The following is an 11,974-nucleotide window of genomic DNA, read 5'->3' as shown; positions in this document are numbered from 1 at the left end:
TTATTTATTAAAAACATCTATTTGTTTATGCTTATTCCTCTATGCTAAAGCAAATAGCGTTTGAAAGCAGAAGGGTTCTGTTGTTAAAGAGACGGGTTATGTGTGGTTTTATGAAGCACGTATAATATTTTATGGTTTTTTAATAACAGAGAACAATCCATTGACGATAAGTATTTATCTTCTTAACGTCAATGGACTGTCGACATGTTACCATGTAGGGTTCAATTAAGGATTGGCAGCAAGTACAATTTTGCCGAATGCGTCGCCTTTTTGAAGCTCATGATGCGCGGCGACGACTTCTGATAATGGATAGGTTTGCTGAATACGTAGCGTCAGCTTGCCATCAGCCACTTGTTGTAAAATACGTGCCATATCGTCGCCACTACGCTGCGCTTTATAACCTGCTACCTCTAAGTTTTTTTGCTGACCCGCTTCTTTGAGCTTATCGACCCAAATGGTTGGTAACACATTGACGCGCGCACCTGATTTGAGGACGCTCAGCGCGCGAACTCCTGCCTCATCGCCCACTAGATCTAATAACACATCAGCTTGCAGCGCTGGAAATGCTTCATCCTTGGTATAATCAATCCAACCTGCCAGCTGACTGACGTCTATCAAGTCCTTGAGCTTGGTATGTTTTTCAGGCGAACAAATCACCGTGACTTTAATGTTGTCTTTGGCAACCTTTTCCATTAATAGCTGAATCAATAAGTGCCCAACGCCGCCCGCGGGTGCATTCATGACGACATGCTCGCCTTCTTTAATATCAGCAAACTCCACAAATTGTAAAGCAGTTTGCCCAATACAAGGCAACGCCCCTGCTTGCTCTAACGTCACTGACTCAGGTACTTTTGCCAGCATCTTGGCATCGACTGCCACATACTCAGCATAACAGCCTCCGCCAAAGGTCAGGGCTGCTACGCTATCGCCGACCGCAAACTTATCGCTGTTACTGCGAACGACTTCCCCTGAAACATCAAACCCTAAAATCGCAGGCTGGCCATTGTCAAATTTTTCTTTACGAATATTCTCTGCGCCCCAGCCTTTGCCTTGACGGGTTTTATAATCGACCGGATTGATGCCAGCATAGGCAACTTTGACCAATACTTCATCGTTTTGTAGCTCGGGAATGGCGACACCGTCTTGGTATGTCATGACGTTAGGCTCACCAAATTCACGTATGAGCACGGCGTGTTGGCTGGTTGGTAATTGAGTGTTAGACATGATTCTATATCCTTATACGTCTGGGTTATTTTATTCTTGCTTCTAATGTCAGTTTTGATCGGTGTTTTTTTAATATAGTCGATTCACTTGAAAACCGGTATGGTGACCGTGCTACTGATATAAATTTTTCTTGCTTGCTGATAAACAGAGGCTGCGAAAAATTCATCTCAGTAGCACGAACATCTGTCATTCTTTTTGCCTGTTTTAGCACCCTATCATAATAAAACCAGCTCTGCACTGATGGGCAGATGATCCGACAATGTCGACCAAGGCTTGCCCGTATGTACCCATGCGTCTTTGACGCCCAGATTACGTATATAAATACGATCCAAGCTGAGCACGGGTAGCTTTGCTGGAAAGGTGGCCGATAGTTTGCCATGACAGTGTTTGAATGCCTCTGTCATCCCCAAGCTGGTAGCCAGCTTGTCACAAGACATTTTTTTCCAGTCATTAAAATCACCTGCTAAGATGAGCGGTTGATCAGCGGCAATCTCATTGCGCACATAATCGCTAATCGCTTGATACTGCTTAATACGATCGCGCTCAAGCAAATTTAAATGGGCGCACAGCACAACCACAGGACGCTCCCACCCGACCGGCTGCACTTCACAATGCAGCACCCCGCGCTGCTCAAGCTTATTGACCGTAATATTGACATTGTGTTTTGGGTCTAAAGGAAAGCGGCTGAGCACGGCATTGCCATGATGACCATTGTCATACTCAGAATTTTTACCATAACTGTTTTGCAGCTGCAAATACTCGCCAAACCATTCGTGCTGCGATTGGTCGGGGTATTCGTTATATTGCATATTGCGCTTGAGATTTTGACCTTGTACTTCTTGAAGACACAACACGTCAGAGCCGATGATCTCAAGAGCTTTGGCAATGCCCTGCAATTTTACTTGGCGATTTAGTGGTGACATGCCTTTGTGAATATTGTAGCTGGTCAAAACAAAAGAGGGGGTAGTCATAAATTCAGTCGTCATAAAAAGGTCGATAAGCAGATGAATACGTGACTGAGTATAACAGCAGTCGTATTTATCGACAGCAGTTAATCGGATATAACCTGTAGTAGTATTGCTAAATAAAACGGTTACAAGACATTAGGACACTTAACTGGAATAAATTTTTCTCGCTTGCTGTGCCGTTGCAGACAGAGGCTGCAAAAAATTTATTCCAGTCCCGCTGTATTCATTTTATATTGATCTGACTATCTTAAAAATAACTATCATAAAATCCTTTCGGTAGCTGGCATCAATGACTAATGTGTTGATTTGTTTGAGTCTAAAGGGATCATACGCGGGATATCTGGCATCTCATCCAGTGCAGGATCGACCTCTGGTTGCGGATTGTGAACGATACTATTAATGCGCGCTTTTAATTGTAAAAACGCCTCATCGGTCACGATGCTAGGATCACGCGGCCGTGCAAGTGGTACTTCAATAATATCTTGAACCTCACCAGGATTGGCTTTTAGTGCAATGATGCGATCTGAGAGCAGCACCGCTTCATCCATGTCGTGAGTGATGAATACAATGGTAATATCAATGTTACGCCATAAATCCAGCAGATGTTTCTGCATTTTTTGGCGAGTGTACGGATCGAGCGCTCCAAACGGCTCATCCATGATCAGCACTTTGGGTTCATTGATAAGCGCTCGGGCAATGGCTACTCTCTGCTTCATGCCACCTGATAGCTGATGCGGATAATGATTTTCGTATTTGGTGAGACCGACAATATCTAACCATTCACGGGCGCTACGCTCTGCGTTTGATTTACTGCGACCTTCCATAATGGGGCCAAACATGACGTTTTGCTTGACGGTTTTCCAAGGGAACAAGGTATAGCCCTGAAACACCATGCCGCGACTGGCGCTTGGGCCTTTGACTTTTTCTTTATCAACGATCACCTCCCCGCTTGGATACGCATCTAAACCTGCAATGATGCGTCCCAATGTCGATTTGCCGCAGCCAGAAGGGCCAATCACACAGACAAACTCACGCTCATGAATCTGTAAGCTGACATCTTGTAATATCACTTTTCGGCTACCACCTTGATCAAACGCTTGAATGAGCTGATCGACTTGCAATACCACATCTCGCTGGTAGAGCGCTTTAAAGTAATCATCCGTGTCGCCTTTAGCACTGGTTTGCGCACCTGCTACAGAGGCTAGAGCAATCATATCGTTCGTCATCATTTAATACTCGCTTTCCATTTGAAGAGTTTTTTACCAAGCTGATACAGCAAAATATCTGTACCCAATCCGATAAACCCAATGAGCAGAATACCTGCATAAACATTATCGAAATGCTGGTAACGGGCTTGCTGTACAATAAACCATGTAATACCGGACGTCGTTCCGATCAGTTCAGCGACAATCAAATACGTCCATGCCCAGCCCAATAACACACGCAAATCACGATAGACATCGGGCAGTACAGCTGGCAACAACACATAAAAAAAGCTTTTGAGTTTGGTCGTACCAAGCGTATATCCCGCTTCAATCAATCCAAGATCCATGGTGCGCGTGGTATTGGCGATAATGAGGATTTGTTGGAACAAGGTACCAATCACGATAATGGCAATTTTTGGTCCATCATAAATGCCGAGCACAGCAACGACTAACGGGCCAAACGCTGGCGCTGGTAAATAGCGAAAAAACTCGACAAAGGGCTGAGTAATTTGCGCTATTTTTTGAGAAAATCCGCACAATAGCCCAAGCGGTATCCCAATGATGGAGGAGATAAAAAAGGCGATAAATACCGTGCGAATACTTTGCCATAAGCTCTCATGTAACCACGGGCCATCGGCTTGCGCAGGCGGTGTGACAAAGGCGGTTACCATAGCAGTCGCCACCTCATCGGGTGCTGGCAAGTAAATAGGATTAACCAATTTGCCTTGCGGCGGTACCGCATTAGAAACCATCGCATCCTGTGCCTCTCGGTAAAATACCGATTTGTCGATACGACTGCCCTCTTGTAGATAGGTACTCGCTCCAGCATCTGTGATTTCAACTTGTGGATGCCAAATAAAGGGCAAATAGCTGACGGCGCACCAAAGTAAAATCGGAATCAAAAACGAGAGTATATTGAGTCCAAGGGTGGTTTTCTTGGTTGGATATTGATTGATATGACTCATAAGCTACCCTCTAAAACAATGATAAAGACATAATTTGCAGCGTCTTTGCGACAGACAACACCCGTATGGCGCTTACTGGGTAATTAAATTTGGATAAATAAGTTTATCGATATCAATTTTTTGATTATAAATTTGGTTGTCAATATTGAACTGGTTGACGTGATAGCTCGACCCATAAATGGAGGTTAACTCATCAGATTTGGCGAAGACTTTTTTGTTGTCTTCCAAACTCATCAACTTTGTCCCATTCAAAAAAGCCTTGTATTGATCAGCAGGAACGTTGGCTCGATTGGACATGATGCTGATGGCATCGTCTCTGGTTGCCGGATCATTGATATAGTTGACAACCTTGCCCCACACTTGAATGATTTTGGCGTACTCAGCCTTGTGCTCAGAGAGACTGGCTGGACTGACGGCTAAGGTGTCATAAATCAGACCGGGTTTGTCCGATGAGGTATAGATAGCCTTGGCGTTTGGTACATTTTTTAAGGCCTGATTGGCGTTGGGCTGCCAAATAGAGACAGCATCAATATTGTCATTGGTGAAGACTTGTGGCAGCTCATTGGTCGTGGCGTTCACTAGCGTCACGTCAGCTTCTGTCAGGCCGTTGTCAGTCAACGCACTATTAAGTAATAGGTGATCGACCAAGCCTTTTTCGACCCCAATCGATTTACCTTTTAAGTCTGCGATGCTGGTCACTGACGGTTTGACAATGATTTGATCGTTTCCTGCCGAGTAGTCATTGACCAAAATGATAATGCCTTCGCTACCACCAGCGGCGTTGACAAGGTTGTCACCGTTGGTCACAGAAATGGCATCCAATTGATTGGAAGCAAAAGCTGATAATGAAGCCGAATAATCAAACCATTTAAAATCGACATTCACGCCTGCCTCATCAAACCAGCCTTTATCAATCGCAATCTGCCAAGCGACCCAACCAGGCCAGTCGCTGTAACCAATCGAGATGGGGTCGGTGTTAACAGCAGTGGTTTTTTCTGCGGTTGCCGCGCCTTCTGGCATGGTGACGGTGGCGGTATTGTCACAACCAAATAGCATAAAGCTTGAGAGAACCGCAAAAGTAAATAAGCGTCGATTCATGAGTCTTGCTCCTTGAATAAAGACAGTGCCATGGTGGGCACGCCTACTGATAAGTGTGATGAGATAAAACGGTATTGCTTTTCTAAATAATGAATAAAATTATGCAGCTTAAGAGACTGGCACTGACTGCTTGGCTAGGTAGGACTTCCAGCCACCAAATGCCGTGACATCGGTACCGCCTGCAAATCCGTATTCTTCACAAATAAAGCTCTTAACCCAGCGCCCATCTGCCAATTCAACATTGCCAATCCCTAAGGGTGATGGCACCTCACTAACGATTTCTCCAAATCTCGCTTTGGGTATACGCCAAACCTCGACTGCAATCGAATCCCCGTCGCGATGCCGCTTTAGTCCCGGTTTGGCAGGTGTGGATCCTGCCAGCGCAAAAAGCTGATAGCTCGGTGCAGTTTGTGTTTTTTCGGACAACACCCCGCCTCTATCGGTCAGCTGATAATTGAGCGGCATACCACTCAAATGTGCGCCAACCACAGCCAGCTCAACGCTACTATCGCTGTCAAATACTGTGCTAAGAGGAATGAGCGATTTATCAGATTGCTCATCATAAGGTTGATCGTGGTCAGATTCATAAATTTTCTGAGAGATTCCCATTGGTATGTTTAGAGCGGCTTGCCACTGGTGACCAAAATTGGCTAGAGCTTCATCGTGCCAAGCCATTGCGATAAAGGTGACGCCGCGCGGTAAACCATCCTTAGCAATCACATTTGGTAATGCCAGCGCCGATAAGTCAGCCAAATTCACAAAATTGGTATAAGCGCCCATATGACTGTTTTTGGTTAAAGGATCAGTATTAACCGCGTCAATGGTATAAATGGTCGGCGCCGTTGGTACCATCAAGGCATCAAATTCAGACAGCACCTGTTGAATATGACGGCTGTGTGCGGCGCGCGTATATTCAGCACTCATTGCGTCAACGGCACTATAATTATCAGCTTGGCTAATGATTTGGCGAGTGATGGGCAAGATGTCATCACGGCTGACGAACTGGTCAATTGCAAAAGCGCGCTCACTGACCCAGCTATCGTTATACAGTGTCTCTGCCAGCTTATTAAAAACCGTAAAGTCTATTGGCGTGATCTCATACCCCATAGACTTAAGCTGCTTGATTGCAACTTCAAAAGCACGCTCTGACTCGGCATCGCCATAAAACTCCAAGGTATCTGGAATGGCAATTTTGCCAAGGCTAAAGGCAACTGGGGCAGTAGCGGGATGTACACGACTGTAATCGTCTTCTTTATCGTAGCCTTTCATGATCTGAGCCACTTGCCACGCCTCATCAACGCCCAGCGCAAAAATGGAAATCACGTCATTTAAACGGCAAGCAGGAATAAGTCCTGTACTCGATAACCATCCCTTTGTCGGCTTCAAACCCACGATATTGTTGTGACCAGCAGGTACCCGTCCAGAGCCTGCCGTGTCTGTACCGAGTGCAAAAGGAACCGTACCATTGGCCACACTGACGGCAGAGCCTGAACTTGAACCCCCACTGATATAGTCAGGGTTGAAGCTGTTAGCCACAGCGCCATAAGGTGAGCGCGTTCCTACCAGTCCTGTCGCGAATTGGTCAAGATTGGTTTTACCGACGACAACAGCACCTGCGGCCTTAAGCTTGGCAACCACATGCGCGTCTTTTTCTGCCAGATACAGAGGGGCTGAACAACCTGCTGTGGTATGAAAACCTGCCACATCAATATTGTCCTTTACCGCAAAGGGTATGCCGTATAGCGGTAAATCTTTGGCGTGTTGAGTCGCGATATGATCAAGTTGCGTTATGAGTTGTTCGGTAGTAGCAATCTCAATCCAGGCATGATTGTCATTGCCAATATCTGTCACGTAATCCAGCAAGTCACTCAACTGAATCTCGTTGTTAGCGTAAGCACTTTGCCAATCTTTGATCGTCCAATTCATTTGCATAAGGGTTCTCTCTGTTATCTTTATCGTTGCTGTTTCATCTGATGATTAACCAAATGTAATCAGACAATGTTGTTTAATTGACGGTATCGATCGTCAGTGCATCCGTTACGGTGATAGGTGCCAATACAAACAAAGGCTGCTCAGACTTTACTGTCGTACCAATCTCAATCTCAATGCTGACTACCTTCATCGCAACGGGCGACGTAATCGGAATCTCAATTTTCATGGCCTCTATGATCGCTAACGTCTGGCCTTCATCGACCACATCACCCACTGCACAAGATATCTTCCAGACACTACCCATCATGTGCGCTTTGACGACCACACCGCCCTCAGGTACATCGACCTCTGATGCGACCTCCACTGCGTCGATATCCTCACCAACATACTGATCTAACCCTTGTTGCTTCCAGCGTTGTCGCTCAGCCTCAAAGTTAGCTTGTTGCTGCTCTTTAAAGGTCTGAATGCTGTCTTTGTTCTCATTCAGCATGTCGTAGTAATCAGCAAGATTTAATACCGTGTCCTCAACCTCAATCGATAACTCCCCTGCCTTAAACGCGGTTCGCATAGATAGCAGCTCGTCTTCACTGACTTCATAAAAGCGAATCTGATCAAAGAAGCGTAGCAACCAAGGTTTTTCGGCTTCAAAACTTGGATGTGAGCGATAGCGGTTCCAGATTTGTAGCGTTCTACCAACGAACTGATAGCCGCCGGGGCCTTCCATGCCATAAATACACATGTAAGCGCCGCCGATACCCACGGCATTTTCTGGCGTCCATGTTCTGGCAGGATTGTATTTGGTGGTGACTAGGCGATGTCTGGGATCGAGTGGCGTGGCAACGGGTGCGCCCAAATACACGTCACCCAGTCCCATGACCAAATAACTGGCCTCATAAACAATGTCTTTGACCGCTTGGGCAGAGGCCAGCCCATTGATACGTCTGATAAATTCAATATTGTCAGGACACCAAGGAGCGTCAGGACGCACCAGCTGCTGATACTTTTCAGTGGCCAGTTTGGTTTGCGAATCTGCCCATGCCATCGGCAGATGGACAATTCTAGAAGGAACCTGCATATTTTTGATATCAGGCAAAGCACTTTCTGCTTGCTTGAGCATCGCTAGCAGGGCGGGCTGTGATAGCTTGAGTGAATGATAATGGATCAATAACGAGCGAATACCGGGTGTCAAATCGATAATGGCCTCAATCTTCTGAGCCTGTAGCCACTCCATTAGTGCCTGCACGCGGAAGCGTAGGTGTAAATCAAGCACCTGCTCACCGTACTCAATCAACAAGTAGCTATCCCCAGCAGGGCGATACACCACTTTTGGGTGAACCTCATTCATGGGTAATGAATCAAGTACGGCCGTCTGCAAGGTAGCGTTATCAGTAGCGACTGCTAAGCTGTAATCAACCAAATGGCTGTCGTCTGCCCGCAGCATGTCATCGTAGCGCTGATGCAAGTTTGCTGCTTGCTCGTAGCTGACAGGGACAAACTGGACTCGATCCCCCGCTTTGAGCTGTCCCATTTTCCAGCGCTCACCTGCGACAATGACGCTTAAGCACACAAAGCCGCCTAAACTTGGTCCGTCTGGGCCCAAAATAATGGGCATGTCACCTGTGAAGTCGATCGCACCAACGGCGTAGGCATTGTCATGAATGTTTGAAGGATGTAGTCCCGCTTCGCCGCCGTCTTCACGCGCCCACTCAGGTTTTGGTCCGACCAGACGGATGCCTGTGCGACTGGAGTTATGATGGACGTCCCATTCATACTCAAAGAACTGCGCCACATCTGCATCTGTAAAAAAGTCTGGCGCGCCGTGTGGTCCATACATAACCGCTATTTGCCACAATCCGTTAAATTCTGGACGCTGGGCGGTAGGTAAAATGTTAGTCACGCTAGGTGTGTCGCACTGCGTAATCGGTAGCATGTCGCCAATCAGTAAATTACGACCGGCGTGGCCACCGAACTGACCTAAGCTAAAGGTTGCTTGGCTACCCAAATATTCAGGTACTCCTATCCCGCCTTTGATGGCGATATAGCTGCGGCATCCTGAGGTGATATTGCCACAAGCAAGCGTCTGACCTTTACGCACCGTGATGGTTTGCCACATCGGCTGCTCTTCACCATCCAACTTACAAGCCATCGCGGCGCCAGTGATAGCAATCTGACTGTCACAATGAAAGCGTAGCGTCGGCCCAGTGACCACGCACTCAAGACCTGCGGTGTTAAACGGGTTGCCCAAAAGCTGATTACCTGTATTAAGACTCAAGCCATCTATCGCCCCTGACGGCGGCACGCCCACATCCCAATAGCCTTCTCGGCCAAGCACATCTTGTACGGCCGTCTGTACGCCCGACTGTATCACCTCAATCTTTTGACTGAGCCACGTAAACGTATTCAAAAATCGCGTGGTTTGTGTGCCTTGATAAAACGTCTCTGAGGCCACAATCTGCTGCAAATACTCAAGATTGGTCTCAAGGCCTGCCATGCGTGATATGGCTAACGTTTGGCTCATTTTTGCCAAAGCTTGCTTGCGGTCAGGCGCCGTGACAATAATTTTTGCGAGCATCGGGTCATAAAATGCCGATACCTCGCTGCCTGTTTCTATCCAAGTCTCAACCCGCGCATCTGTATCGAAATGCGCATCTGTTAAAACCCCAGTGCTCGGCTGAAAGCTTTTGATAGGATCTTCAGCGTAGAGGCGTACCTGAATTGAATGACCTGATGCTGGCAAAGGCAGCTTTGGTAATACAAACTCGCCTGCCGCCAGCTCAATCATCCAGCGTACCAAATCTACCTGATAGATTTCTTCCGTCACGCCATGCTCAACTTGCAAACGCGTATTGACCTCTAAGAAATAAAACGCTTGGGTCGATACGTCCATCACAAATTCAACCGTACCCGCAGAGCGATAGTTGACTTGCTGCATCAACTGGGTTGCCACTCGCTGTAGGTTTTGTCTTTGGGCATCTGATAGTAGTGGGGCTGGGGTCTCTTCGATCACTTTTTGATTACGGCGTTGAATAGAACAATCACGCTCCCCCAAAGTAATGATGTTACCCATCCCATCACCGAATACTTGCACTTCGATGTGGCGGGCATGCTCGACGAACTTTTCAAGGTAAAGACCTGCGTCACTAAAGTTGCTTTGTGCTAAGTGGTGCACGGATTCATACGCATCTTTTAATTCGGATGCATTCCAGACCAAGCGCATACCGATCCCGCCGCCACCTGCCGTACTTTTTAACATGACAGGGTAGCCGATACGCTCAGCCTCACACAGCGCTTCCTCAATATCTTGTAGTAACTCACTACCCGGTAGTAGCGGCACTTGGCTCTCAATAGCAAGCTTGCGCGCTGTATGCTTGAGTCCAAAGCTCAGCAACTGCTCAGAGGTTGGTCCAATAAATGCGATACCAGCCGCCGCGCAGCGCTCACAAAATGCAGCGTTTTCTGACAAAAACCCATAACCTGGATGAATGGCTTCCGCCCCTGAATCAATCGCAGCTTGCAGTACTTTGTCCATATTCAAATAGCTATCACTGGCAGGCCCAGCGCCTATTTTGATGGCTTCATCTGCTTGACTGACATGCAGTGATCCGCGATCTACATCGGTATAAACAGCGACTGAACCGACGCCCATTTGTTTTAACGTGCGTATGATTCGACAAGCAATAGCACCGCGATTGGCAATTAATACTTTTTTAAACATGACAATTTCCTCAGCTTTTTTATTCTTAGACCCTGTCTTTATAAACAGATCATGTCTTTATAAACAGACAGCATCGTTTGATTTGCAAACGTCTCACTTACTCATAAATCACAAGCTCAATCGGCGTGGGGTTGTAGCCATTGCAAGGATTGTTGAGTTGAGGACAGTTTGATATAAGAACGATCATGTCCATTTCGGCAGTGATATCGACATACTTGCCGGGCGCTGAGATGCCATCGTCGAATGCCAAACTGCCATCAGGTGTGATAGGCACATTCATAAAAAAATTGATATTGGGGCCGATGTTACGTACGGTCAGACCATACTTTTGCGCAATTGGATGCGTCGCAAGTGTGTGCATGAAGTTGTTGCGACAACTGTGCATAGGATACGTATCATGGGAATAGCGCACCGTGTTGCTCTCGCATGAGCAGGCACCGCCCAACGTATCATGGCGACCGCAGGTATCTTCTGTGATGGTAGCGATGACACGGTCTTTATTTGTAAAAAGCTGACTGCCCATCTCCAAAAACAGCTTTTGGTTCTGTGCCAATGTATCGGTTGCGCTATAACGTTCGGCTGTGTCCGCACAGCTTATAAATAAGGTATCGACTGCCTGATTGCCTTCGGTATCGATGATGCGTAGCGTCTGGCCTTCTTTTATTTCTGCCATCCATCCTTCGCCAGCGCCGCAAACCTCGCGCTGCTGAATGCTTTTAGAATCAATTGAATCGCTACTTTGTACATCGTTGTCTGTGTTCAAAAGGTCATTGTTATGGATAGTCATGATCTGGCTCTCTTATTGATGTGACTGGTTTCAAACGCTATAGGGGTAAATGGGATATAAATAAGCCTATAAAACTCGTT

At 46.7% G+C, this 11,974-nt stretch carries 8 protein-coding genes; all 8 read right to left on the bottom strand.

All coding sequences use genetic code 11. From position 1 onward, the window contains the following. Positions 1–225: 225 nt before the first annotated feature. The 8 genes from AAJP47_RS04635 to AAJP47_RS04600 all read right to left on the bottom strand — a co-directional run bounded on the left by AAJP47_RS04635 (position 226) and on the right by AAJP47_RS04600 (position 11,894). The gene (locus AAJP47_RS04635; protein WP_346716743.1) at positions 226–1,224 is read right to left on the bottom strand and encodes an NADP-dependent oxidoreductase; all 999 of its coding nucleotides are present in this window, start codon (positions 1,222–1,224) and stop codon (positions 226–228) included. A 215-nt stretch (positions 1,225–1,439) separates the two neighbouring features. Continuing rightward, positions 1,440–2,195: an endonuclease/exonuclease/phosphatase family protein gene (locus AAJP47_RS04630; RefSeq protein WP_346716742.1), complete on the bottom strand. Its 756-nt coding sequence runs from the start codon at positions 2,193–2,195 to the stop codon at positions 1,440–1,442. Positions 2,196–2,485: 290 nt separating this feature from the next. Further along, complete coding sequence (locus AAJP47_RS04625; RefSeq protein ID WP_346717095.1) at positions 2,486–3,406, bottom strand: ABC transporter ATP-binding protein; 921 nt, start codon at positions 3,404–3,406, stop codon at positions 2,486–2,488. An 11-nt stretch (positions 3,407–3,417) separates the two neighbouring features. Further along, positions 3,418–4,362 carry an ABC transporter permease gene (locus AAJP47_RS04620; RefSeq protein WP_346716741.1) on the bottom strand — a complete coding sequence of 315 codons (945 nt, stop codon included), beginning with the start codon at positions 4,360–4,362 and terminating at the stop codon, positions 3,418–3,420. A 72-nt stretch (positions 4,363–4,434) separates the two neighbouring features. Next, positions 4,435–5,460: an ABC transporter substrate-binding protein gene (locus AAJP47_RS04615; protein WP_346716740.1), complete on the bottom strand. Its 1,026-nt coding sequence runs from the start codon at positions 5,458–5,460 to the stop codon at positions 4,435–4,437. Between the two features lie 108 nt (positions 5,461–5,568). Continuing rightward, entirely contained in the window at positions 5,569–7,392 is a 1,824-nt protein-coding gene (atzF, locus tag AAJP47_RS04610) for an allophanate hydrolase (RefSeq protein WP_346716739.1), read from the bottom strand. 73 nt (positions 7,393–7,465) lie between these two features. Further along, entirely contained in the window at positions 7,466–11,107 is a 3,642-nt protein-coding gene (uca, locus tag AAJP47_RS04605; protein ID WP_346716738.1) for an urea carboxylase, read from the bottom strand. A 97-nt stretch (positions 11,108–11,204) separates the two neighbouring features. Then, positions 11,205–11,894, bottom strand: coding sequence for an urea amidolyase associated protein UAAP2 (locus AAJP47_RS04600; RefSeq protein ID WP_346716737.1), 690 nt, complete (start codon positions 11,892–11,894; stop codon positions 11,205–11,207). Between the last annotated feature and the right edge of the window lie 80 nt (positions 11,895–11,974).

The organism is Psychrobacter halotolerans (assembly GCF_039680845.1).
Taxonomy (GTDB): Bacteria; Pseudomonadota; Gammaproteobacteria; order Pseudomonadales; family Moraxellaceae; genus Psychrobacter.
Note: the sequence above shows the minus strand (reverse complement) of the source record. Positions and strands in the feature narration are given on the sequence as shown.